This is a genomic window from Vreelandella zhanjiangensis DSM 21076, from assembly GCF_000377665.1.
In the GTDB taxonomy this organism is placed as follows: domain Bacteria; phylum Pseudomonadota; class Gammaproteobacteria; order Pseudomonadales; family Halomonadaceae; genus Vreelandella; species Vreelandella zhanjiangensis.
The window spans coordinates 284,768-309,884 of the sequence record NZ_KB898649.1 but is presented as its reverse complement, the minus strand read 5'-3'; the positions used below and the strand labels follow the sequence as shown (position 1 = coordinate 309,884).

Sequence of the window (25,117 nt, the reverse complement as noted above, 5' to 3'; positions counted from 1 at the left end):
ACCAAGCGGCCAAATCAAGAAGGGAGTGCGGGGTAGGCAAGCGCTTCGGCCAGCTGGTTTGCTTGCTTCTTGACCCAGGCAGGATCAATAGGGCCCCAGCTGATAATCCGGTATTCACCGCTGTTATGGCGCTCGCCTTGTGTCGGTTGAAACTGGCATTCAATATCCAGCTCGGCAAGCGAGGCGATGGTATCCTGAGCCGTACGACGCGGCATGCCGCAGAAGCTCACGAGCGCAGGCACGCTAGAAACTCCCTGATCGATCAGGTAAGCCACGTAAAGACGGCGATAGAAGCTGGATTTTGTCTTGCTGAGAGAGTCGGTCATAAAATCTACCGTGTGATTGCCTTATAAATGAGCGCGGACTAAAGCATACTGAACGTCCTCTGCCACAGCTACCGTTTAACACGTATGCCTACTCTCTTTAAAGACGCCATGCCGCATGCGTTAACGCAGACGATTGATGCGCTGCACACGGTGAGCTTCACCTCACGGCTGACGGCGCTGCTCAAAACCATTATCCACTTTGACTGTGCGGTGATCATTGGGTACCGGCCTGACAAACACCCTATCTACCTGTTCGATTCCATTCCCGAACGCCGTGAGCTGCTTTTTCAGCGCTACTTGCTGCAGGACTACCAGCAGGACCCTTTTCTGGTAGCGCTCAACCAAGCACCGCGCCAGGGCGTGCTGCGTATGGCCGATGTGGTACCGCCTGCCGGGTATAACGAATACGCCAGCAACTTCTATCAGCGAACCGGCTGGCAGGATGAACTTTGCCTCGCCATTCGCCTGGATGATGCCCGCTGGATTGTTATCTATCTGGGGTTGCTGGCGGGTGACGGGTTCTCTTCCTCCGATGCCCACTACCTTGAGCCGTATATTGAGCTGCTGGCCGCGCTGTGCCGCAAACAGTGGGGCAATAATCCGCTGCATCTTTCTGAGCCTTTACAGCTCGACCAGCCGATTAGTCAGCACATTCGCCAGGCCATTGGCAGCTTTGGGCAGGCGCATTTGACCCGCCGTGAACAGCAGGTGGCTGCCTTGATGGTGCAGGGCCTGGATTCCGAAGAGATTGCCGAGCGCCTGCAGATCACCCAGGGTACGGTCAAGAACCACCGCAAACGTATTTACGCCCAGCTGGGTGTGGCGTCGTTAAGCGAGCTCTTTGGCCTGTTTATCAATCATGCCATTACCGCACCGCCCGTAACCCAATCCTGATTTCTATCCCTTTAGGGATATCGCTGATTGCGCCGCTAACTTTTAGCCTATGGCCATCCTTTCTAATGGCTATAAAGGCGAACATGATGACCGCACAGGCATTGCTTCACGACCTTGAACGGCGTGGCTTGATTGCGCAGACAACTCACCTGGATGAACTTCAGGCTCTGCTTGAGTCACCGCAGACCGTTTACTGCGGTTTCGACCCCACGGCGGGTAGCCTGCATATCGGCCATTTGGTGCCCTTATTGATGCTCAAACGCTTTCAGGATGCGGGGCATCATGGTGTGGCACTGGTGGGCAGCGCCACCGGCATGATTGGTGATCCCAGTTTCAAGGCGACTGAGCGTTTGCTTAACTCACCCGAAACGGTTGAGGGCTGGGTTAACGCCCTAAGAGAACAAATTTATTGGTTGATGGCTCCCCACCTCGACGCGCCTTTGAAAGCCGTTAATAACGCAGAGTGGATCGGCCAGATTAACGTGATCGACTTCTTTCGCGATGTGGGCAAACACTTCTCGATGAACGCAATGATTAACCGGGAATCCGTTCGTCAGCGTCTTGAGCGGCCTGACCAAGGCATGTCGTTTACTGAATTCAGCTATGCGCTACTGCAATCCTATGATTTTGCCCACCTCAACAAGACGTTGGGCTGCCGGCTACAAGTGGGGGGCAACGACCAGTGGGGCAATATCGTCAGTGGTATCGACCTCACTCGCCGTCTGAATGGCGAGCAGGTATTCGGCATGACGCTGCCGTTAATTACTAAATCCGACGGTACCAAGTTTGGTAAAACGGAAAGCGGTACGGTATGGCTCGACCCGGAACAGACCTCGCCCTATCAGTTTTACCAGTTCTGGCTGAATACAGACGATGCCGATGTTTACCGCTTTTTACGCTACTACACGTTTATCGATTGCGATGAAATCGACGCAATTGAAGCAGCAGACAAGCAGGCCTCGGGCAAACCTCAGGCGCAACGCGTGCTTGCCGAAACCATTACCCGCTTTGTGCATGGCGAGGAGGGGCTGGCGGCTGCCCAGCGTATTTCCCAGGCGCTGTTCAGTGGTGAAGTGGCTGCTCTCTCTCGCAGCGAGCTACAGCAGCTTGAACTCGATGGGCTGCGCTGCCAGGACGTATCGTTTGAGCAGACCCTGGAAGAGGCCATGGTGGCAAGCGAGCTCGCCTCCTCCAAGCGCCAGGCCCGTGAGTTGATTGACCAGAACGCCGTACGCATTAATGGCGAACGCGCCGAGCAAGGACCGCTTAGCCAAGCGTTTGCGCTTTTCGATCAATACTGGATCGTGCAAAAAGGTAAAAAGCACTTTCGTCTTTTCAAGCGCGGGTAGCTATATGTGGAATGCCGCTTCAGGGATGAACGGCATTCGCGCTTAGCCGCCATTATTCGCACTAACACCATAGTGCCACGCCGTTGTCACGCTTATGTCACCTATAGCCGCCATTCTTCGATGGAGTAGGTGGGTATCAAGGCGTTTTTCCTTCCAATGAGGGTGTGGCAAATGGCCGAAAATATTAATAGCGCTGTACAAGAGGTGTTACCCAGCCAGCGGGGAAGGGTAAAGGTCAGGCGTAAAGGGACATTAAGGCAGTGGCTCACGCTTGCCTTGCTGGTGTATTTCCTGATTTGTGCGGTATCGATTATTGGCAACGGTTTCAAAATTGCCGCGGGCGAACACGCTGCTCAACTGTTTGAGTTTGCAGTCAATCCCTTTATAGGGCTGATGATCGGAATTACCGCCACGGCCTTAATTCAATCATCTTCGACCGTCACCTCCGTCATTGTGGCCTTTGTGGCCGGAGGGCTGCCGGTCGCCACTGCGGTGCCCATGATCATGGGGGCGAATATCGGTACAACGGTCACCAATACGCTGGTAAGCCTGGGGCATGTGCGCGATAAAGCCGAGTTTCGGCGCGCGTTTTCCGCGGCAACGGTGCATGACTTTTTTAACTTGCTGGCGGTAGCTATTTTCCTGCCTATCGAGCTTATCTTTCATCCGCTGGAGAAGCTGGCGCAAAGCATGGCGTTTTTATTTTACGGCGACGCCGACCTTTCCATGGGCAGCATCAATATTGTCGGCATGGCAACCAAGCCGATTACCTCTACTGTCGAAAGTGTGGCCATGAACCTGCCCACGATTGCCGGTGGGGTTGCCATGATTGTTTTGGGCATTGCCGTGATCTTTTTAGCAATTCGCTACATTGGCGCGCTGCTTAGAACACTGATGGTCGGGCGGGCAAAAAACATTATGCACAATGCCATTGGCCGCGGTCCTGTCACCGGAATTGCCTCCGGCGCCATGGTAACGTTTTTAGTCCAGTCCTCTTCCACTACTACAAGTTTGATGGTGCCGTTGGCGGGTTCAGGCGCGTTCTCTTTACGCCAGATTTATCCGTTTACATTGGGCACGAACATCGGCACAACGTTTACAGCGCTGCTTGCCGCCACCGCGATTACCGGAGCAACGGCCATACTCGCCCTTGAGATCGCGCTGGTTCACTTAATGTTTAACTGTTTCGCGGTGCTGGTTATCTTTGGGTTGCCGTTTCTTCGCCCGTTACCTGTTAAAGGCGCTGAATGGCTAGGCCGTGTGGCTTCGGAGAGAAAAGCCTTGGCGGCCGCTTGGGTATTAGGCGTATTTATATTAATACCGGCCATCCTGATCGCGTTTACTACGCTGCTTTGAGGTAAAACCCATGACAACTCAACATAAGATCGTTTCAACATCGACCGCTGAGCTTAAGTCCATGCTGGATGATTCAGCCGAGCTTATTGAAGAAATCAGAGACGAGCTGGCTGAAAGGGAAGCCCAAGAGCGTGAACTAGAGCCTTTCGATACGCTAATTGAAGAGGCGCGCCCGAAGTTAGACGAGATTCGAGGTTTTTTCGCGCTGGTACTTAACGAGCTACGCGACCGGCGCAAATAGGATTTGCGTAAAGCAAGCTGTTAACCATCATCCTCTAAGCATTTGCTGGGTACTTTCTCTCCGCTGAGAAGACTTGGCAGATGCTTTTTTTCTATAGCCGCTAATAAAAGAGATCGCCTTGAGCATTGGGCGGTCGAAAGTCTCGGGTATTCAGCCCCTGCTCGGTGCGTGCCTGGAAGTTCCACTGACGGCTGGCGCGATTAAATCGCTGGGCGATCATATCGGCAAAAATTCCTTCACCGCGAAAGCGTTTGCCAAACTGGGCATCATAGGCCTTCCCGCCCCGGCATTGGCGCATCAAACTCATTACTTTCGCTGCTCGCTCAGGGTAGTGAGCTTCAAGCCATGATTCAAAAAGCGGCGCTACCTCATGGGGTAGGCGTAGCAACATCCAGGTGGCCGTTCGTGCACCTGCGCGGCTGGCGGCTTCCAGAATGCGTTCTATCTCGTGGTCGGTAAGTCCTGGAATAACCGGGCTAACCAAGGTGCCCACAGGGATGCCTGCGGTATTAAGCTCGCGGATAACTTTTAAGCGTGCCTGAGGGGAGGCCGCTCGGGGTTCAAGTGTGCGCTTCATATTGGCATCCAGGCTGGTCAGGCTAACAAACACACGCACCAGACGGTGTTCCGCCATTTCAGCCAGTAGGTCAATATCCCTTAGCACCAGAGTGCTTTTGGTCACGATAGTGACCGGATGGCGGCATGCCAATAAAAGCTCAAGCAGCTGGCGCGTTAACTGGCGCTTGGCTTCCAGCGGTTGGTAGCAATCGGTATTGCCCGAGAGGTTGATAGGCCGGCAGACATAGCCCGGTTTGCAAAATTCCTCACTTAAGCGCTCCACCAAGCCGTTGCGAGCAATCAGCTTGGTTTCAAAATCAAGGCCCGGCGATAGATCCCAGTAAGCATGGGAGGGTCGGGCGTAGCAGTAAACGCAGCCGTGCTCGCAGCCTCGGTAAGGGTTCAACGAACGGTCAAAAGGAAGGTCGGGCGATTTATTCCAGGAGAGCGCGCTTTTACTGGTTTCTTCGCGTACTTCCGTGACCAACGTGGTGGAGGCTTCCTCTCGCCACCAGCCATCGTCCTCCGCCACGCTGTGGGTTGGCGCAAAGCGGTTGTGCGGATCATAAGTAGCCCCACGCCCTTTATGCACGGTAGTTTGCGCTGATGGTTTACCGAGAGACGCCATACGCCTGCCTCTATCTTTATATATGTTTATATATACAGTATATGTGGTGTGGCTGAACGTGCAAGCCTTGGGCGATTTATTAGCGAAGTGATGGCTAAGGCGGGGCGTTATTGAATGACCCGTTATTGTGTGAGTAGAAAGCAGCCAATCATTTATTAGCAAAAATTAATTTTATTAATTCAGATTCACAGAAATGACATTTTCGAACGTTAGGCTTAGCCGAATAACGAGTTAGCTAAATTTAGCCAAGGGATGAAAATGAAGAATTTTAAGCGAAAAGCACTTACGTTAGCACTGGCATCAATAATGGTTACGCCGGTATTAGCGCAGGAAGATACGGCTAAAAATGTCATTTTAATGGTCACCGATGGTGCCGGTATCGAGACGTTCCGCGCGGCAAGTTACTTCCGTCATGGCGCGCTGGGTCATGAAGTTTACGATGAGTTTGATGTGCAGCTTTTCATGGCCACTCATCCGCTGAATACCTCCAATATGCCCACCAATAGCGACGACGGAACGGTCACGTTTGAGCCAGCCCAGCTTTGGAACGACGAAGCGGTAGACACCGTTTACGAGGGCAGCCTGGGTAACTATAAAGGCTATTTTTCCGGTTACGACTATGCCCGCGCCGATTACACCGATAGCGCCGCGGCAGCGACTGCGCTGGCGTCCGGCCAGAAGACCTTCAACAATGCAATTAACTGGTCCAACGACGATGAGTCGCTCAAGCATATCGGCGAATACACGGTTGAAAGCGGCCGTGCTCTAGGCGTTGTCTCTTCAGTGCAGATTTCACACGCTACCCCAGCCGGTTTCCTGGCCCATAACGTAAGCCGCAACGACTACAGCGCGATTGGCCGCGAAATCGTTGATTCCGGCCTTGCCACTGTGGCCATCGGTACCGGTCACCCTTATTACGATGCGGCAGGCGAGCGTGTCGATAACCCCGGTGAGAGCGATTTTCGCTTTATTGGTGGTGAAGAGTACTACCAGCGCCTGATGAGCGGCGAAACGGATTATGCCTTTATCGAAAGCAAGGAAGACTTTGAAGCGCTGGCCGCCGGTGAAATCGACCTGCCCAAGGACAAGCTGTTGGGTCTGGTGCAGAACATTCAGACCCTTCAATACAACCGTCCTGGCGTGATCGGTGGCAACTTCCTGGATACCTCTCCGAGCTTGGCCACCCTGACCGGGGCTGCCCTGAACGTGCTTAACGCCAACGAAAGCGGCAACGACAATGGCTTCTTCCTTATGGTTGAAGGCGGCGCTGTGGATTGGGCCGCTCATGCCAATAACCTGCCGCGTATCATCGAAGAACAGATCGATTTCAACGAAGCGGTTGAAGCGGCTGTCGAGTGGGTAGAAAACAACAGCTCCTGGGACGATACCTTGATCATTGTTACTACCGACCACGGCAACGGCCTGCTGCAAGGTCCTGATTCTGACGTCAATGCCTATAGCCCGATCGTCAATCAGGGCGCCGGTGCGCTACCGCTGGTACGTTGGCACTCCGACACCCACACCCGTGAACTGGTGCCGCTGTATGCTCACGGTGCAGGTGCTGAGTTCTTCTATGACATCGCTCAGCAAGAAGAAGGGCTTTCCCGCTACGAAGTGGATGAAGACAGCCATTACTGGGTCGACAACACCGACGTATTCCGCGCGGGCATGAATGCCTTTGGTATCGACGCCGAGTAAATACTCACGTACTGCAATTACAGAGCCGCCTTCGGGCGGCTCTATTCCGTTAGACACTTACGAAACTCTCGAATAGAGCCAGCTATGAAGCTTCGAACCACTTTTTTAAGCCTTTCTTTTCTAATGCTGGCGACAGCGGCTAGCAGCCCGGCCCTTGCCCTCAACGCCGAGCAGGCACCCACTGCCAGTGGCCACGCCTATGCCGAGCCGTACAAGGCCGTGCGCAAGGATGGCGTTTTGCATATTGAGGTGCGCTTTGTGACCGACTACCCCGGTTACTCCGGTGAGCTCATTTATGAAGATATCCCGCTTGAGCGTATCGATGGATTGATCTACGCCGAGTTCGGTGACCAATCGTTCTCGCTGCTGCGTCAAGATGGTGGCGTGGTCGCCCCGGATAACCTGCATCTGGGCTTTAATTATGATCCCTCCAAGAATCCTCGCGTCGGTTCCTGGAAAGCGGACTTCGTTGCCCCTATGCATGATGTTAATGAGGTCACCATCTTCATGCCCAACGTTGCGCCTATTGGACCTATTGCCATTCGCGATCGTTAATTAACCGATCTAATAACTCTTGATATAACGGTGTTGCCTCATCGCCTTGGTAAGCAATTATCAGGGCGATGTTGTATCTGCTACCGGGCTTTCATGCCAAAGTTGGCTTATGCTTAAGTTTTGCATGTTAGGTAAACCCATGAAACCTTTTTCTATTCTGCTGATTCGATTGCTAGCCGTTTACCTCGCTATTAATCCAATCGTAAACTTGTCGATATTACTGTTTAACCCAAGCCTGCAATCTGATGCGCAATTATCTCAATGGCTGCCAGGGCTATTGGCAACCACCGTTATGCCTTTCATCGCGGGTGTTGCATTGTGGTTTTCTGCTGGATTACTGGCCCATAAAATTCATGACAGTGATAGCACTGACTTAGCCTTATCCATCAGCGAGACAGGCTTGGTACGGGCAGGTAGTTTCTTAATTGGCGTGTATCTTTTCGTTCACCACCTGGGTACGGCGATTAGCCAGTGGGTGTGGGGCGGAATAGTAGGTTACGGTTCGATGGCAGTGGTTTTACTCAGTATTGGATTAATGCTGGGCACACGCTTTTTAGGCAAGCTGTATAGAAGGTTGAAGTATTTTGAGTAATCAATTTGCCGCCCTGGTGATCATCGATATGCAGCGAGGAATGAGCGATCCCGCCATCGGTGAGCGCAATAACCTGGATGCCGAAAATAATATTCAGAGCCTGCTCACTGAATGGCGTAAAGCGGGCTGGCCCGTAGTGCATGTACGCCATATCTCACGCACCCCCAGCTCGCCATTTTGGGCGGGGCAACCAGGCGCAGAGTTCCAGCCCGCACTAGCTCCGCAACCTGACGAGCACGTAGTGGAAAAGAACGTACCTTGCGCATTTACCCATTCAGGTTTAGAACGTTGGCTTCACGCTCGCGAGATCAAGCGGCTGGTGATCGTCGGTGTGAGTACGAGCAATTCGGTTGAAGCCACTGCTCGCACAGCCGGTAATCTTGGCTTTGATACCCACGTTGTCGCCGATGCCACGTTTACCTTTGCCAAGCAGGACTACGCAGGCACTTATCGTACGGCGGATGAAGTGCACGCCATGTCACTGGCGAATCTGGAAGGGGAGTATGCGGCTATTGTTAGTAGTGATAAAGCGTTGACACTTTTATTAATTTAAATTAACAGTCAAAACGTTTACGCCTGATTCCTAGAAATAAAAATAGCATTGCTAATTTTTTGTAGTATGTATTATTTAAAAATTTATTTTTAAATAAAGTTGGTGTTCTATACCTTTATTTTATTTTTTTTTTAATAAAAGCTGACTGTTGGTCAGAGTTAAGAGACATATTAATTGGTTTGACTTAAATGTTTTTTATGACATAAACCACCAACGCCAACCCGCTGCGCATACGATTCCTATTGCAATTGATGCTAATGGGCTTCTAAAGATAATCGCCACCATGCCTGCCATGATAGCGGCGAGGCGGGTGCCGCCGTCACCATGCACAATGATTGGCGTTATAATCGCAATAAGCACTGAGCTAGACATGGCGTTAATAAAAAGCTGAACGTTAGGGCTTAATGGTAAACGCGCCATAATTAGCAGTCCCAGCACACGAGAGCCATAGCTGATGGCTGCCATTAACATAATTGCTAATAACGATTGCCACACCGTGATTGAACTCATGATGTCCCCGTCTTATACCAGCGTTTAGGTAATAAGATGGCGACCATCCCGCCCGTTAAAGCGCCTACCATTACATGCAGATAGGGAGGCAGCCACCAATACGCCAATAAGGCATTAATGGCTGCTGCCAGCCACGGTAAAATCATCAACGCCTTGGGATTTCCACCTATCACGATGACCAGCAGAAAACATAGCATGATCACGTCAAGGCCAAAGCGTTCGGGTTGATTGATCCCACCTCCGAATGCTAACCCTAAGCCAGTTCCTGCGATCCAGGCAGCCCATAGCGCAATACCCCCGCCTAAAAGAATGCCAATATTACGCTCGCCGCGATGATATTCACCTAACGCCATAGCCCAATTTGAATCTGTCAGCATGAATATTACGGCGAATTGTTGGCGTAAGGGCAATGCCTTGAGCCAAGGGTATAAGGACGCACTCATTAAGACATGCCGGGTATGGATCGTGAGGGTAGTGGCCGCTAGGGCCAGCATGGGCAGTGGCGTCTGCCATAGCTCAAGCGCTGCAAATTGCGACGGAGCAGCAAAGACAAGCACACTCATCAACATCGCTTCCCAATGAGTGACACCCTCATGTGAAGCAGCTACACCAAAGGCTAAACCAAACGCGACAGTGAAGGCCGCCAAGGGGAGCATCATGAGAATTCCTCTCCATGTGCCAGCCATGTCCAATTTTATTTTATTCTTATCTTTTTTCATAAGCTTACTCGTAATCTTCTGTACGCTTCATATAAAAACAAACAGACCTGCTTGTTTTTATGTTTCTTGAAGTTTAAATTGAATAGTGTGCATACGCTAGAAGATAGTATGCCGCCACGATTAAATGAAATAACATAACACTAAAAACTGCCGATTGATTCGGTTCGGGGATAATACAATATGAACTTCAACCGCAATGCACTCACTCTGGCTGTCGCTTCTCTTGCGTTACCTGCTTTTGCTACTTCCGCTCAAGCGGCAACTTCTTTTATTGCTAATTCGTTTTACGACCAACAGCACCCTCACTCTCGTTACGGTTATATCGAATGGGCTGAGATGGTTAAAGAGCTTTCTGATGGGGAGCTACAACCTGAGGTTTATACGGGTACTGTACTACTAGCGCCGCGCGCTAATTTGCAGGGTATTCAGGATAATATTGTGCAGGTAGCACACCATGCCGCTATTTACACACCTTCTGAAATGCCGGTAGCCAATGCGGTTCAGGAGCTAGGGTTTAACTATGATGATCCGCTGGTCAGCATACTGGCGGTTACCGACTTTAGCCTGAACAATCCCACCCAGCTCGCTGAATGGGAAGATCTGAATATCGTTTATCTGGGCGCTTATAGCACCCCGCCTTACATGATGTTTTGTCGGGAGCCGGTGCGTAATCTTGAAGAACTGCGCGGCAAGCGTATCCGCACCGCAGGTTCAACGGTATCTGCCTGGGTAGAACAAGCTGGCGGCACCCCCGTGAATGTTCCTTCCAGTGAAATGTATAGCGGTCTTGACCGTGGATCACTGGATTGTGCTACCAACGCCACTAACGACCTAATTGATCGCTCCCTCTGGGAGGTGGCCAAACACACAACGCTTCTGCCTACCGGCATGTACTGGTCTGGCCCTCAGTGGGGCTTTAACGAAGAGTTTTGGTCAGGCCTTGATGACGCGCAGCGCGATGTTTTCAAGCAAGCCACTGCTCAAGCCATGACGCGCATGATTGTGCAATTCATTAGCGCTTCAGAGTCTGCTATTGAAGAGGCCAAAGAGCTAGGTAACAACGTCTATGAGCCGGAAGCTGACCTCATGGAATCCGTGGTCGCGTTCCGCGAGCAAGCACTTGCCAACGTCTACGACAAAGCGCGCGATGAGTATGGCGTGGAAGACCCCGAAGCCTTGATTGATGACTTCCTAAGCACCTATGAAAAGTGGCAAGCACTGCTTGAAGGCGTTGATCGCAGTGACGAAGAGGCCTTGGCCCAGTTAGCGATAGATGAAATCTACAGCAAACTTCCCGCTGATTACGGCATTTATTAATTTAACGTACTCTGTATGCCTGCTAGGCAGCCAACGTTAATGCAATAAAAATAGGGACCGGTATGACGAAGCGACAAAATCAGGAAGAGCGCTCACGCAACACTCAAGCTCGCGTGATGCAGGCAACGATCGAATGCGTTCTTGCCAAGGGAATTCGTGCCACTTCGACGGTTGATGTCGCTCGTCAGGCCGGTGTGTCTCGTGGGGCTTTGGTTCATCACTATCCGTCTAAAACGCTTTTGATGCAGTCAGCTCTGGAGGACCTGCTTAACCAAGAGGTTGAGAACGTTCGCCAGCTGGCAGTCAGCGTGCAAGAGGGTAATTTTGACTTCGATAGCCTGTTGAGAGTACTGCACGAGCATTTCAAAGGGGATCTGTACATGGTGACGTTGGAGTATTTGACCACTGCCCGTACCGATCCTGACATCATGAAAGTGCTTATTCCCCTTGCTGCCAGGTTCAATAGCTCTTTAGAGACAATCTGGCAGCAGCTTGTTGCCAGCTCAAGGCATACGTCACGGCAAAATCGCGTGGCTTTGAACGCCACACTCTGCATGATGCGCGGTATGGGCGCCCAGAGCATATGGCGTGATGACCCAGAGCTTTACCGCGACATGCTGCTGTTCTGGAAAGACGCCCTTATCGAGCTTGGCTTTGCATCTTCGCAAGCGAAGACAAGAGAGTATGTATGATCACGCGCATTGTTGAGTCATTAAGCCAATGGGTTGCCAAGAGCGCACTAGTGTTGGCGGCGCTGTTTCTTATCCTGATGGCGCTACATGTCACGCTTGATGTAGGGCTGCGTTATTTTTTTGGTAAATCGTTTACCGGCACGCTGGAATTCGTCTCCTTCTACTACATGGTCGCGGTAGTGTTTCTGCCCATTGCCTACGTGGAACTCCAGCGGGAGCACATCAGTGTCGATGTTTTTGTAGGCAGGTTTTCGCCCCCTGTGCAGCTGGCGTTTTACCTGTTTGCCGGTACGCTTGGCCTGGTTTACTTCGGCATGCTCTGTTACCAGAGCTATCTTGATGCCGTTCGTGCCACGGTGCGTCAAGAAACCGCCATGGCCAACTTTACCTTCTATTTATGGCCCAGCCGCTGGGCATTACCGGTCGGCTTTGCCGCCATGTGCCTGGCCATTCTCGCCAACATGATCAAGGCAGTGCATCAACGCCAAGCACTGTAGGAGCTAATCAATGACTAACATCGAGATAGGTGTGGCGGGTATCGCCATTGCCTTGGCCCTTATCGCCCTGCGCGTGCCAATCGGTATTGCCTTGGGATTAGTATCGATTATCGGCATTGGCGAAATGACCAACATGCGAGTGGCATGGGGGATGATTTCTGCCACGCCGTTCGATTTTGCGGGTACTTGGGAATTAACCGCCGCGCCCATGTTTCTATTCATGGGCTACTTGTGTACCTCCACTAACATGACTCAAGGCCTCTTCCAGGCCATGCGCCTCTATCTGGCGAGGCTTCCTGGCGGGCTTGCGGTTTCCAGCGTGATGGCGTCGGCTTTTTTTGCCGCCGCATCGGGGTCAAGCGTTGCAACATCTGCCGCCATGTCACGCATCGCAGTGCCCGAGATGCTCAAGCATAATTACGATAAGGGACTGGCAACGGGCACGGTTGCTGCATCAGGTACGCTAGGCTCGCTGATCCCGCCAAGCGTTTTATTGGTACTTTATGGTGTTTATGCCCAAGTATCAGTTGGCCAGCTGTTCATGGCAGGATTCATCCCGGGCGTTATTTCGGCGCTGTTATATATTGCCATGATCATGGTGCGTACCAAGCTCAACCCAAGCCTGGCTGGGGATACCAATGTACGCTCTACCTGGCAAGAAAAGTGGGATGCATTCAAGCATATCTGGCCGCTGCCATTACTCATTGGCTCTGTGCTTGGCGGGATTTTTCTGGGTGTTTTTTCACCTACCGAAGCGGGCGCAGTAGGCACCACCATTGCAGCATTAATCGCCTTGGCCCGCCGTACTCTAACCATCGCTGCCATTCGTGAAGCGGTCGTCCAAACGGCGGTAAGCACGGCTAGCATCTTTATTATCTTGATCGGCTCGCTGTTCTTCACCCGCTTTTTGGCCATGAGCGGTGTACCCGCTGCGTTTTCAGAGTTAATCCTGGGTGTGAGCACTGAGACGTGGTGGATCATCCTAGCGGTAGCCGTTATTTACCTTGTCTTAGGCATGTTTATCGACTCCATTGGTCTGCTGTTACTGACGTTGCCGCTAATACTTCCCCTGGTTGAAGGCGCCGATCTTAATTTGATTTGGTTTGGCATTATCGTGGTCAAACTGCTCGAAGTCGGGCTGGTCACGCCGCCTATCGGGCTTAACGTCTATGTCATCAAAGGCGCACTTGGCAACAGCGTTACCTTGAGCGAGGTTTTTAGGGGCGTGAGCTGGTTCATCGTGATGGACATCGTTGCGCTGCTGCTCATCGTGCTGATTCCTGCGCTTTCGCTTTATCTTCCGCAGAAAATGTTCTGACGCTTATACAATAAGGAACACTCATGACTACCACTCGTTTTATCAACGCCAACGTTATCGATTCACGCAACGGTAAAGTGCTCCCTAATCATGAGGTGCGCATCAAAGATGGGCGCATTGAAGCGGTAAGCGAGTCCCCACTTGAGGGCAACGACGACCAGGTGATCGATGTAAAAGGCCACTACCTGATGCCAGGTCTGGTGGATTCCCACGTACACGTCACCGCCATCACGCCCAACTTTGCGCTACTGGGCACGCTTTCGCCGTTTTACGTGGGCGCCAAATCCAGCGAGCTGCTCGAAGCCATGTTGATGCGTGGGTTTACCACCGTACGCGATGCCGGTGGGGCTGATTACGGCCTTGCCAAAGCGGTAGATGAAGGAACATTGGCCGGGCCACGTATCATGTACGCTGGCCGGGCGCTCTCACAAACGGGTGGCCACGGTGATATGCGTGGGCCCGGCCAGCAAACCTTTGAAGGCTGCTTCTGCTGTGCAGGCCTTGGCCGTGTATGTGACGGCGTTAGTGAAGTACGTCAGGCCGCACGTGATGAGATTCGCAAAGGCGCTACTCAAATTAAGATCATGGCGTCTGGTGGCGTGTCGTCACCCACAGATCGTATTGATAGCACACAGTTTTCGCTTGAAGAGATCGACGCCATTGTAGAAGAGGCGACGGCTGCCAATATTCATACCATGGCTCATGCCTATACAGCACGTGCTATTAATCGCCTACTTCCCCGCGGTGTTAAAACCATCGAGCACGGTAATCTTATGGACGAGGAGAGCTGCCGTCTATTCCTCGAACATGACGCTTATTTGACGCCTACGCTGTGTACTTACGATGCGTTAGCGAAAGAAGGCGTAGAAGCGGGTATGGCTGAAGAGCTGCAGCGTAAAGTGTTCGACGTACTCGATGCGGGTGGTAAAGCCCTTGAAATGGCGCAGCGCCACGGTGTGAAAATGCTTTACGGCTCTGACTTGCTGGGCCGTATGCAGCGCCATCAGCTCAATGAGTTCCATCTTCGCAAAGAGGTGGTACCTGCCGATGAGCTGATCCGTGCGGCCACCAGCCACGCGGCCGATGCCTACGGCCATACGGGCGATTTTGGTGAAATTATCCCTGGCGCCCGTGGTGATGTCATTATCCTTAAAGATAACCCCCTGGACGATATCACTGTGCTTACCGAGCCTGACGAACAGCTGATGCTCATTATGAAAGGGGGCGTTTCTTATAAAAATGTATTTTAAGCATTACGCTTAAATACTCAGTAGATAATTTTTATCTGACTGCACCGGCGCCGGGACTCAATAGTTCCGGCGTCTGCGTCGTTGGGCACTGCTAAACTAAAAGCTGGCCTCCATGGCAAATTCTTCGGGTTATTAATAGACATTAACGGCTATTTCGAATCTTATTTAAGTAATATCGACTTATTAGTATTTTTCGACTGCCAAATACAAGAGGCGTTTGGATAGATATGACTTTCGTGAGCCCTGTCACCCTTAACGCGCACGGTGTAAAACTTGAGCCATTAGCGCACGACCACGAAGCAGGCCTGCGCGCCGCAGCCGCCGATGGCGAGCTGTGGAATCTGCGCGTTACAGCAGTGCCTTCACCTGATGAAACAAGCGCCTTTATTGAAACCGCCTTGAAAGACTGTGAGGCAGGCCACCGCTTTGCTTTTGCCGTTATTGATGAAGCCAGCGGTACCGTGCTGGGCACAACGAGCTATCACGACATCTTACCTGAGGTAGAGCGGGTAGAAATTGGCCACACCTGGTATGCCAAACGCGCGCAGCGTACCCATATCAATACCACCTGTAAGCTACTGCTGTTAACACATGCTTTTGATACGTTGGGTTGTAACGTGGTTGGCTGGCGCACCGACAACTTCAACTACGCAAGCCAACGTGCCATTGAGCGCCTAGGGGCTAAAAAGGATGGTGTTATCCGCGGCCAAAAGTTACGCCGTGATGGCACCATTCGCGACACGGTGATGTATAGCCTGCACAGGGGAGAGTGGCCAGAAGTGCGCGCGCATCTCAACTACTTATTGAGCCAGCCCCGCAGCTAATCATAGCGCTCTGGCTCGGCTGCACACACATGGAGGTAGGACGCTGCTCTCAGCCATCCATGTGCTACAGGCAAAGCGAGAAGGCACGCGATTTTGGATAGGCAGCCAAAATTTGCTTTGCTAGCAATAGAATCAATGAGGTAGATTTAATCTAGGCGGCTAGATAACCCCAATGAACGTGCTGGCGCGTTCATTGGGGTTATGCAGACAGATATATAATCACTGTTATGTGTCACTCAGAGATGGATCATGAGTAGAAATGTCACGAGGCCTGTCAAGAACGTTAAACGAAGACGGGATGTGAAAAGACGTAGAGCACGTAAAATTAACGCTCTCAAAAAAAAGCGGAATGAGTCATTTTCAAGAAGAAAGGAATTCTGGGTGATGAATAGTTCAATAAAAAGCTATAGCCGTGACGAGTTTGTTGCATTGAACTGGAATTATGACGACTCGACAGAACGGCATTATGGCTATTCTTCCGTTATGCAAAGTCTTGATAAGAGTGCGAAGGAAAAGTCAGAAGCGGGTCAAGAAGAACAGGGAAGAATTCTGAATTTATTAAGTCGCTGTGCGTCAATGATGCTGGCCCCCAGTAGTCTAAATGAACCATTCAAGCCCTTTTTTCAAGACTTTCAGGCAGGGCGTCGATCAGCTCTCCCAGATGACTTTACCCAAGAAGAGTTGGCGTTTTTCGAGGAAATTCTCCACGACATCAAAGAGCCATGGCTGAAGGCAAGAATCGCCGACCTGCTATGGCTATTAAGAAAACCAAAAAAACCAGAACATGCGAAGGCGGCAATAGATTCGTATGTTTATCAACCGATTGACGATGAAACTTGGCATCGTGATGTAAACGACTGCTGGGAACGTGCCGCACGGCTATGTATGCAAATCAGAGACTTTGATCGTTTAAACGCGATCAAGAGCCAGCTGTTTTCAGCCTTTTGTTCTGAATATCCAAGAAGCAAATTTATGACGCTTTGGATAGCGGACTTATTGGATATTCTTAAAATTGATGGTGATTTTAGAGAGGATATAGCTGCTTCTCTTCATAGAAAGGCAAAAGATTTACTGGGAGATAGTGACTTTCATTCCGCTAGGTCCTACTTTGAGTTGGCTTCAAAGAAGTACAACCAATGCAATGATGAGAATGGATGGCTGGAGTCTCTAATTGCGATAGCTGAATGTTTTGAACTAGAAGCAGATTCACGATCTAGCGGGAGCAATATGGTTGCTAACTCCTTCTATGAAAACGCTATACAAGCATATCGTCGAATTCCTACTAAACATCGAGGTGCTTATGGTGTTGAGGAGAAAATAGTATCAATTCGTGACAAAGTAGCAACCTCAGGAAAAGCCTCCCTAGATGAAATGGGTATGGTTCAAACCCCGGGGATAGATATTTCCGGCATGTCGAAACAATCTGTTCAGCATGTCTCTGGGAAGCGAAGCTCAGAAGAAGCACTACTATATTTCACCGGATTATTCGCCGGACCAAAATACAAGAAGCTTAGTGAAAGCGCAAAAGAAATAATGCAGAAAAGCCTGTTTGGCAGCTTATTTGGATCTAGCCATATGAGCAGTGATGGGCGTGTCATTGCAAAAATCCCCCCCATGAATTTGGGAGCAGGTGAAGATGATCCTGCTAATCAAGCAGCGCTGCATAGGCAAATACAACAACAGTTTTCTATTGAAATTCAGCTTGTGGTTGAAGGCCAAATACTACCGGCGCTTAGACAATTGCTTATGGAGTATAGATTTACAAAAGAGCTTATGGTGGCCGCTTGTCACCACTCGCCTATAGTTCCAAAAAATCGAGAGGAACTATTGGGATGTGCGCTTTGGCTAGGTTTCGAGCATGAATTTGGCACCGCGATTCACTTACTTTGCCCGCAAACTGAAAACATTGTTCGATCACAGTTAAAGGAAGCTGGAGCACATACGAGTAATATTGATAGGGAAGGGATTGAAAATGAGAATGGATTAAGCACGCTGATGGAGATGCAAGAAGCGATTGATTTATTCGGCGAAGATTTAACCTTCGAGATAAAAAGTGTGTTTACTGATGCGCTGGGATTTAATTTGCGCAATGAGGTGGCCCATGGATTGTTGGATGATAATACCTCGTCATCAATACATACCATTTACGCTTGGTGGATGATTCTTAGACTGGTGATTCGATCACTCGCTGATACAGGACCAAAGCAGTAATCGCTATATCAGTTGCCGACATTGGCCAGGCACATAACAAGTTGCTGCACGCGGATAAATTACTCGCTGCGCTCCTAATTTACCGGTGAGCAAAGCGTTAGGCTCATCTTTGGATCACCGTGCTTTAGGAGTTTGAATGAGTGCATCACGACATCACCACTATTTGTCTCAGTGTTATTTGAAAGGATTTACTCAGGGAAATGCTAAAAAATCTAAACTTACGGTAATAGATCTAAAAGAATCAAAAACGTTTGAAACAACTCCTAGGAATGTTGGCGGAATACGGGATTTCAATCGAGTAGAAATTGAGGGAGTAGATCCTGAAGTAATTGAAAAGGCGCAGTCTGAATTCGAGAGTAAAGTAGCCAAAGCATTACAAGAACTACCAGAAACCTTAAACTTTTCGGGTGAAACTAAGGATTTAATTCTTGAGCTTATTGGTATGCTTGCTATCAAGTCACCTGAGATGCGTGAACACTTGTCTAAACCACTTATTCAAATTGCTAAAATGACGATGGCAATGACTTTGGAAGCTAAAGAAAGGTGGGAGTCACAAATCACAAAAGTAAAAGCTGATACAGGTGAGGACATCTCCAATGGTAAGACCTATGAAGAAATGAAGGCGTTTGTTGAAGGGCAAGAGTACGATATAGCCGTTAAGAAAGAACATAAAATTCATATGGAGTTAATTGGAATGCAACAGATCACTGAATTGCTTCATATGAGAAACTGGACACTAGTTAAAGCTGGAGGGGAATCGGGAGAGTTTATTACTACTGATAACCCAGTAAGCTTAACTTGGCATAATCCAGATCAAGCTCCACAGTTTATGTCTCCTGGGTTTGGTTTAAGAGATACTATGGTTTATTTCCCGATTTCAAAAAAATTAGCGCTCGTTGGTGAATTTGATCGTGATGATGCAGTTGCTGAGGCCAATAAGCCCTTAGTAGCCATTCTAAACAGTAAAATTATTGCTAACAGCTACCAAAGAGTTTTTGCTGCAAAAAATAATTTCAATTATGTAGCAAAAGGTGGAGAAATCTGTAAGGGAAATACTCTGCTAAAGCGAGCCTAACAAGTGTAATCACGCGGAGCTATTTTCCGTCGCTTCGCGCCAAAAAATAGCCCGGTGTTACGGGCGTTAACTTTAAAGGAGAGTACGGTGTCTATTCAAAGAATGATGACAGACGACGCATATATTGAAGATTCCCAAGGAAAGCGATACGGCCCTATTAAAACTAAGTTTGGTGGGAATAAACTCACAGTTTTTGATGATAAGCTATCCGTGTGCGAAGGCGATGTAGTGATTCAGCCACTCCCTAATGGCACCGAAGTCCGGTACGTTGTAGTTGACTCCCAGTTCAGTACTGGATTGGGAAGTATCAAGGCGCACTATTCACTTACAATTGAAAAAGAATCAAAACAACAAAAGGCCGAAAAAAGGCTTCTAATACAACTTATCATATAAGTAATTCTAATGTTCAGGTTGGTGACGGCAATGTCCAAAATATAGTTAATTCATTCGAGCAACTAGCCAGAGAAATCGAAATTTCGGACTCATCGCCAGCGCAGAAGGAAGAGGCAAAGGGGCTTTTAAAATCCTTAATTACTAATCCAACTGTAGCATCAGTTTTGGGTGGTTCGGTTTCGAGTTTACTGGGGGCAATATATAGTTAACAAAGCCAGTCAGCAGGACCTCGCTTTGCTCGGCCTCTGCTGGCGGCGTTAGGCACTTTCACGGGAGATTCCATTTGGAACCAGTAACGTGGGGCTTTATCGGAACGGTCGTTGGTACGGTTGCTGGTGCTTCAGCCAGCATCCTTACCACGGTGATAACTGAGAAGAACCGTCGAGGAATAAAAAGGGATGAGGCTGCCTACGCCCGAGAAGAAAAATTGCGCGAGTTTCAATGTAATAACTTTATAAGGATCCAGGATGTTTTATCCAGCACAATGCGACTGGTAGCCAAAGCTCACTTGGAAGATATGGATCATTATAGAAACCGGCAATCCGAGTCTGTGCCCGCACTGCTTAATTGCGATCTGGACAATGAAATACGTCTGTCGAACAAGGAACTCTCAATTCTATCTGAGCGAATCGCTGATGACTCACTGCGAGAAAACATCAAGCTTTTGCGGGCTAAGATGACAGCGGTATTGCTCGCAAAGAGTGCAGCAGAAAGTGAACGCGCCCTAGAATCTTTGTCTTATGCTTTCGATGAGAGCATGGCGAAAATCGGTGTAGTTTTGCGCTGCACATTTTAATTATGTTGCAACCAAGCCTAACAAGGCCAGTCACGGCGACGTCCACTACATTGCGGCTTCGGCTCCATTCCATAGCCGCGCATGCTGGCTGGCGTTAGAATTACTCACAAACGGAGCTAAGTTTAACGTGTATGATGAATTAAAAAAAGGATGGCAGTGGGCGCTAGGTCGATTCTGGAACCTATTTAGCCTAGTTGGTGTTATTGCAACCTTCTATTTTGGCTTGTTTTACATACCTGACTATGTGAAAGATAATCTATATAGTAAATCTGCGCTGGCGCAAGGAGAGATTATTCATGAAGTTGGGGAAAAACTTTTTGCTGGCGAGGAACTGTCGATTATGGAGGTCGAGTCAGCAATAGAGCAAAAGGAAGTTTTTTATAAAATAGACTTTCCTTTTTCCACAAAACAGACATTGCTGCTTGTTCGCAATGGCTTCTCAAAGAATATTTATATTCCATTAGAAAAAAGAAATGATATTAGATCTAAAGTCCAAGAATTAATCGATAGCGTAAGCGATATCCCTGCTAAGGAAGATAGGTGGTGGCAATTCAATTATTTGACCACTCTTTCGGTTTTATTAGGTCTTATATCTGGAGTTGTTGGTTTTCTAAGCATCATACAAAAGAATAAAAAAGATGCTGAGGTAGAAATTGAATTGGACGAGGAAAACATACCTTTTGAAGAAGGTACAGTAAGCCATAGAGGCTATGAATATAGTAGAATGGTGGGCGAAGTACTCAAAGAGATGAATTTAACTTTGAGCCAAGAATTGAAAGCTACTCCGCAGCAACCAGTTTATGGCCCTGAATTCGAGGTCTCCACACGGAAAGGAGATCTACTAATAGAAACGAAAGCGTATCAACAAAAAGTCGGGGTAAACACCATGCGCGGCTTCCTGTATATGCTTAGGCAAGCTGAAAAACCAGGGGTTTTGGTTTCCACTTCGACCCTGACAATTCGCGCTAAGCAACTCCTTCAACAACACAATGAAAAGAACGGTTTCGCGCCGGGATATTTCATCTCAGCTTTTACAAAGGGAGAGGTAAAATCTGGCTTACAACCTATAGTCGATGGCTAGAAGCTTCTAACAAGCGGCAGCAATCAGAGCCATTTTTCGCTTTCACGTCGCTACAAATGGCCCGCTGTGCCGGGCGTTAGCAATACCCGACCTCACGAAGCATAAATGGAGAAAATTTGATACCCAAACTAAAGCAGTACAAGAAGTGGTCTCTTCCAAGCAAATATTCGTTTTGGGGTCTCATGGTAGGAATTGCCGCATTGGCAATCGCTATTTACACACTTTTCCCAGAAGAAGATGTTCTTAAACAAGTCGCGCAGGAGGAGTACAGACCGAAAGTGGAATTGGTTGATGCGAACGCCATGCAATGGTTAGGTGACCCTGAACCATTTCTAACTCTTTATTTTGAAAATAGATCGAAGGGGCCAGCTAAAAATTTCAATGTAGATATTTATGACGGAAACGACAAAATTATTTCAAAACAGATTAGTGGGTCAAATATGCTGGGTTCTGGAAACTTGTCCTTGCAGCCAGATCAGGAGCTCGGTATTCCATTGATCTCGGTAAGTGAACTACAGGAACTATTGTCAGACAAAGGCCGAATTCGGGATATCGTAGGTTTTGGACTGAAGGCAAATGTTCCAGAGCAGTTTATGACGGAGTTGCGTGAAAAACATGTTAAAGATGAGAATGAATTTTATTCAGCCAATGCATATCCTCTTTTTGTGCAATTCTCATATAAAGGAATAACAGGTTCAGATAATGAGACTACGACAGGGTTCTTCGTTTATCTGGATACCACTGGAAATGGCTAACAAGGCCAAGCACAGGGACATCTTTTGCGTTGCGGCTTCGCCTCCACTCCAAAGCTGCCCGTGTTGGCAGTGCTATGCCATGTTACATTAAGCTTCCAGTGATCGATTTGAGCGCTATAAAAAAATGCAAATTGCCAGATTGATAGCAGAAGAAAGTGATCGCGATTTCATCTGGAGCGCATATTCAAGCGCCTATCAAAAAGTTGTCGAGCGTCAGTTCGGCGCTTGGGAAGTTAAACCTCAAAAGTTGGCTTTTGATGAGAAATGGCACCAGGGTGGTTTTGAAATCATAGCGCTAAACGGTACCTATGTAGGCGCCGTATGGATAACAAACGAAGAGGGATTTATTCAGCTGCGAGACATATTTCTTGCGCCTGAATATCAAGGGCAGGGGATTGGAACGCAAGTTGTGCGTGAGGAACTGGAAAAGGCACGAGCGGCAGGCATGCCTTTACGGCTTCGTGTCTTAAAGCAGAGCCATGCTATTGCTTTATACGAGCGGCTGGGGTTTACAAGATGTGGTGAGACAGCAACGCAGTACTGGATGGAAGCCGTTTGAAGGGGCTGAATGAAGCGCCAGATTGTTGTGTGCAAGACAATATTGCTTCATCTAAAGGGAGGCGCTAAGTTAAGTTATTTTTTAATAAAGCGAGGTTCGTATGGCCAAACCGGATAAATCGAGAAAAATGACCGTGCTGAATAGCGTGGGTAGCCTGTCTTTACTGAGTGCCGTGATATATATGCTTTTCGCAGGGTTTAATTTATTGGGTCTGGTGGTTTGCGGTATCGCGCTTTCAGCCGTTGCTACGCCAGTTGTAATGCATGGCGATGGTATTTTCGAGATGCTAGTGGGGCTTTTCGAAGCTCTTTTCGAGGGGGTAATGGCCGTTTTAGAGGGCATATTCAGTATTATATCTGCATTATTCAGTTGGTGAATATTTATGAACAAGTATCCGTCGCGGTGTGCAACTGGTTCTACGTGAAGATACTGAAAAGAATACAAGAGTTCGATGCCCTGAGGCTGGATTAACGCTGCAGTTGGCTCAGGCCAATGATACTGCTTGATAAAAACGCCCTGAGATTAGTCAAGGCGTTTCAGTAGTGGACCCAGCGATGTCAGCTCAGCTTACCCTCCTTTCTTGGCCGGTTTCTTAGCGCTTTTGCACTGACCACTCTTTACCGTGTCGCCACCCGGAAAATGCGCCCGCACCAACTCCAATAACCCCTGCGTAGAAGCATCAAAATCCGCCGCATTGGTATCAATGCGCTCGCTGATTTCACCGGCGATGCGTTTGCCGAGCTGTACGCCCCATTGATCGAACGAGTTGATGTTCCAGATCACGCCCTGTACGAATACCTTGTGCTCATACAGCGCAATAAGCGCGCCGAGGTTTCGGGGGGTGAGTTCGTCCAGTAGCAGCGTGCTGGAAGGGCGGTTGCCGGGGCAGCTGTAGGGGTCGTGCTGACTGAGTTCATTGCTATTGCCCTGGCTGCCTTCCATAAAGGCGTTGGCCTGGGCGAGCATATTGGTCAGTAGCGCGAAGTGGTGGTCTTCCACGCCGGGCTCGGGTTTGAGCGAGGCGATAAAGTCGATGGGCACGTAGCGGGTGCCCTGGTGCAGCAGCTGGAAGAAAGCGTGCTGGCCGTTGGAGCCAGTTTGCCCCCACACAATCGGGCCAGTCTTGTAATTGACCGGGTGGCCGAAAATATCCACTGACTTGCCGTTGGATTCCATATCCAGCTGTTGCAGGAAGGAGGGCAGCTGGTTCAGCGCCTGGTCGTAAGGCACGATGGCCTGGGTTTCTGCACCAATAAAGTTGATGTACCAGATGCCGATCAGTGCCATAAGTACTGGCATGTTCTGGGAGAAGGGCGCCTCGATAAAGTGGCGGTCCATCTCGTGGGCGCCTTCCAATAGCTCGATAAAGCCGTCAAAGCCGATAGAGAGTGCAATCGGCAGGCCGATGGACGACCACATGGAGTAGCGACCGCCCACCCAGGCCCAGAACTCGAACACGTTCTCTTCGCGAATACCGAATTCCATCGCCGCTTTGCGGTTGGTGGAAGCCGCCACGAAGTGGGCGCCTACATCGGCATCCTCACCGGCGTTCTCCAGAAACCAGCGCCGTGCCGTTTTGGCATTGAGCAGCGTTTCCTGGGTGGAAAACGTCTTGGTCGAGACGATAAACAGTGTGGTGGCCGGGTCCAGGCGCGAAAGCACCTTCTGGATATGCGTGCCGTCCACGTTGGAGACAAAGTGGAAATGCATCTCCGGGTGGCGATATTTAAGCAGCGCGCGCACGGCCATATTGGGGCCTAGGTCCGAGCCGCCAATCCCGATATTGACCACGTCCTTGATCGCTTTGCCGCTGTAACCTTTCCATTCACCGCTGCGCACCGTTTCCGAGAACTGCTTGATCTGCTCGCGGGTGCGGGTTATCTCCGGCATGACGTCTTCGCCATCCACATACACCGGTTCATCACTTAGGTTACGCAGTGCGGTATGCAGTACCGGGCGGTTTTCGGTGACGTTGATAATATCGCCGGAGAACATCTGTGCCCGGCGCTGTACCAGGGCGGAATGGTTGGCCAGTTCAATCAGCTTATCCAGCACGTCTTCTGAAATATGGTGCTTGGAGTAGTCCAGAAACAGGCCGCCTACCCGCAGGCTCATTTTGTCAAAGCGCTGTGGGTCTTGACGAAAATAGTCGCGAATACGGTCGTTGGCGGTTTTATCGCGCAGGCGTTCAAGCGCCTGCCAAGTGACACTGCGGGTAAGTTGGAACATAGGGCGGTCCGTGGTTGTGTATCAGCCAATGGCCGTGATGTTATTTGTGTAAAAATACTACATAAAAAGCGCGATGGGGCAAATAGATGCCCATAATTCATGTTTGGGAAGTAATAAAACAAGTAGGAAAAATAAGTAGAT

General features: G+C 49.5%; 27 protein-coding genes. 22 read left to right on the top strand and 5 right to left on the bottom strand.

The annotated features are described in order from the left end of the window. Positions 1–14: 14 nt before the first annotated feature. Positions 15–326, bottom strand: a complete 312-nt coding sequence (locus D467_RS0110450; protein WP_018917470.1) for a winged helix-turn-helix domain-containing protein — start codon at positions 324–326, stop codon at positions 15–17. Positions 327–410: 84 nt separating this feature from the next. Here D467_RS0110450 and D467_RS0110445 point away from each other — a divergent pair, with 84 nt between their 5' ends. The 4 genes from D467_RS0110445 (at position 411) to D467_RS0110430 (ending at position 4,166) form a co-directional block, all read left to right on the top strand. Next, positions 411–1,220: a helix-turn-helix transcriptional regulator gene (locus tag D467_RS0110445; RefSeq protein WP_026285717.1), complete on the top strand. Its 810-nt coding sequence runs from the start codon at positions 411–413 to the stop codon at positions 1,218–1,220. 86 nt (positions 1,221–1,306) lie between these two features. Then, positions 1,307–2,569, top strand: coding sequence for a tyrosine--tRNA ligase (tyrS, locus tag D467_RS0110440; protein WP_018917468.1), 1,263 nt, complete (start codon positions 1,307–1,309; stop codon positions 2,567–2,569). A 171-nt stretch (positions 2,570–2,740) separates the two neighbouring features. Next, positions 2,741–3,925: a Na/Pi cotransporter family protein gene (locus D467_RS0110435; protein WP_018917467.1), complete on the top strand. Its 1,185-nt coding sequence runs from the start codon at positions 2,741–2,743 to the stop codon at positions 3,923–3,925. Positions 3,926–3,935: 10 nt separating this feature from the next. Then, a complete protein-coding gene (locus D467_RS0110430) occupies positions 3,936–4,166 on the top strand; it encodes a hypothetical protein (RefSeq protein WP_018917466.1) in 231 nt (76 codons plus the stop codon). A gap of 100 nt (positions 4,167–4,266) precedes the next feature. Here D467_RS0110430 and D467_RS0110425 read toward each other — a convergent pair whose 3' ends face one another. Beyond that, complete coding sequence (locus D467_RS0110425; RefSeq protein ID WP_018917465.1) at positions 4,267–5,352, bottom strand: PA0069 family radical SAM protein; 1,086 nt, start codon at positions 5,350–5,352, stop codon at positions 4,267–4,269. A 258-nt stretch (positions 5,353–5,610) separates the two neighbouring features. Here D467_RS0110425 and D467_RS0110420 point away from each other — a divergent pair, with 258 nt between their 5' ends. The 4 genes from D467_RS0110420 (at position 5,611) to D467_RS0110405 (ending at position 8,750) form a co-directional block, all read left to right on the top strand. Further along, a complete protein-coding gene (locus tag D467_RS0110420; protein ID WP_018917464.1) occupies positions 5,611–7,050 on the top strand; it encodes an alkaline phosphatase in 1,440 nt (479 codons plus the stop codon). Positions 7,051–7,134: 84 nt separating this feature from the next. After that, a complete protein-coding gene (locus D467_RS0110415) occupies positions 7,135–7,605 on the top strand; it encodes a hypothetical protein (protein ID WP_018917463.1) in 471 nt (156 codons plus the stop codon). A 139-nt stretch (positions 7,606–7,744) separates the two neighbouring features. Then, positions 7,745–8,197 (top strand): hypothetical protein, encoded by a 453-nt coding sequence (locus D467_RS0110410; RefSeq protein WP_018917462.1) that lies wholly within the window; start codon positions 7,745–7,747, stop codon positions 8,195–8,197. Continuing rightward, complete coding sequence (locus tag D467_RS0110405) at positions 8,190–8,750, top strand: cysteine hydrolase family protein (RefSeq protein ID WP_018917461.1); 561 nt, start codon at positions 8,190–8,192, stop codon at positions 8,748–8,750. The genes D467_RS0110410 and D467_RS0110405 overlap by 8 nt, the downstream gene beginning before the upstream one ends. Before the next feature lie 195 nt (positions 8,751–8,945). Here D467_RS0110405 and D467_RS0110400 read toward each other — a convergent pair whose 3' ends face one another. Then, positions 8,946–9,260 carry an AzlD family protein gene (locus D467_RS0110400; protein WP_018917460.1) on the bottom strand — a complete coding sequence of 105 codons (315 nt, stop codon included), beginning with the start codon at positions 9,258–9,260 and terminating at the stop codon, positions 8,946–8,948. Beyond that, complete coding sequence (locus tag D467_RS0110395) at positions 9,257–9,979, bottom strand: AzlC family ABC transporter permease (protein ID WP_040460352.1); 723 nt, start codon at positions 9,977–9,979, stop codon at positions 9,257–9,259. Before D467_RS0110395 ends, D467_RS0110400 begins: the two co-directional genes overlap by 4 nt. Positions 9,980–10,159: 180 nt before the next feature. Between D467_RS0110395 and D467_RS0110390 the strand changes: the two genes are divergently transcribed. From D467_RS0110390 to D467_RS0110325, 14 genes are all read left to right on the top strand, one after another. After that, entirely contained in the window at positions 10,160–11,296 is a 1,137-nt protein-coding gene (locus tag D467_RS0110390; RefSeq protein WP_018917458.1) for a C4-dicarboxylate TRAP transporter substrate-binding protein, read from the top strand. A 62-nt stretch (positions 11,297–11,358) separates the two neighbouring features. Further along, complete coding sequence (locus D467_RS0110385) at positions 11,359–11,988, top strand: TetR/AcrR family transcriptional regulator (RefSeq protein ID WP_018917457.1); 630 nt, start codon at positions 11,359–11,361, stop codon at positions 11,986–11,988. Next, complete coding sequence (locus tag D467_RS0110380) at positions 11,985–12,485, top strand: TRAP transporter small permease subunit (RefSeq protein ID WP_018917456.1); 501 nt, start codon at positions 11,985–11,987, stop codon at positions 12,483–12,485. The genes D467_RS0110385 and D467_RS0110380 overlap by 4 nt, the downstream gene beginning before the upstream one ends. Positions 12,486–12,495: 10 nt before the next feature. Further along, positions 12,496–13,803: a TRAP transporter large permease gene (locus D467_RS0110375; protein WP_018917455.1), complete on the top strand. Its 1,308-nt coding sequence runs from the start codon at positions 12,496–12,498 to the stop codon at positions 13,801–13,803. 23 nt (positions 13,804–13,826) lie between these two features. Then, a complete protein-coding gene (locus D467_RS0110370) occupies positions 13,827–15,053 on the top strand; it encodes a metal-dependent hydrolase family protein (protein ID WP_018917454.1) in 1,227 nt (408 codons plus the stop codon). Between the two features lie 227 nt (positions 15,054–15,280). Further along, a complete protein-coding gene (locus D467_RS0110365) occupies positions 15,281–15,877 on the top strand; it encodes a GNAT family N-acetyltransferase (RefSeq protein ID WP_018917453.1) in 597 nt (198 codons plus the stop codon). A gap of 384 nt (positions 15,878–16,261) precedes the next feature. Continuing rightward, complete coding sequence (locus D467_RS0110360; protein WP_018917452.1) at positions 16,262–18,088, top strand: DUF4209 domain-containing protein; 1,827 nt, start codon at positions 16,262–16,264, stop codon at positions 18,086–18,088. 136 nt (positions 18,089–18,224) lie between these two features. Beyond that, positions 18,225–19,163 (top strand): DUF4238 domain-containing protein, encoded by a 939-nt coding sequence (locus D467_RS0110355; protein WP_018917451.1) that lies wholly within the window; start codon positions 18,225–18,227, stop codon positions 19,161–19,163. A gap of 87 nt (positions 19,164–19,250) precedes the next feature. Continuing rightward, entirely contained in the window at positions 19,251–19,556 is a 306-nt protein-coding gene (locus tag D467_RS0110350) for a hypothetical protein (RefSeq protein ID WP_018917450.1), read from the top strand. A gap of 283 nt (positions 19,557–19,839) precedes the next feature. Beyond that, positions 19,840–20,352 carry a hypothetical protein gene (locus D467_RS0110345; RefSeq protein ID WP_018917449.1) on the top strand — a complete coding sequence of 171 codons (513 nt, stop codon included), beginning with the start codon at positions 19,840–19,842 and terminating at the stop codon, positions 20,350–20,352. Positions 20,353–20,479: 127 nt separating this feature from the next. After that, a complete protein-coding gene (locus tag D467_RS0110340) occupies positions 20,480–21,433 on the top strand; it encodes a restriction endonuclease (RefSeq protein ID WP_018917448.1) in 954 nt (317 codons plus the stop codon). 182 nt (positions 21,434–21,615) lie between these two features. After that, a complete protein-coding gene (locus tag D467_RS0110335; protein WP_155826473.1) occupies positions 21,616–22,188 on the top strand; it encodes a hypothetical protein in 573 nt (190 codons plus the stop codon). A 124-nt stretch (positions 22,189–22,312) separates the two neighbouring features. Beyond that, complete coding sequence (locus D467_RS19565; protein ID WP_018917446.1) at positions 22,313–22,747, top strand: GNAT family N-acetyltransferase; 435 nt, start codon at positions 22,313–22,315, stop codon at positions 22,745–22,747. 100 nt (positions 22,748–22,847) lie between these two features. Continuing rightward, positions 22,848–23,123 carry a hypothetical protein gene (locus tag D467_RS0110325; protein WP_018917445.1) on the top strand — a complete coding sequence of 92 codons (276 nt, stop codon included), beginning with the start codon at positions 22,848–22,850 and terminating at the stop codon, positions 23,121–23,123. Positions 23,124–23,314: 191 nt separating this feature from the next. Here the strand turns inward: D467_RS0110325 and pgi are convergent, their stop codons facing one another. Further along, a complete protein-coding gene (gene pgi / locus D467_RS0110320; protein ID WP_018917444.1) occupies positions 23,315–24,976 on the bottom strand; it encodes a glucose-6-phosphate isomerase in 1,662 nt (553 codons plus the stop codon). Positions 24,977–25,117 lie beyond the last annotated feature (141 nt).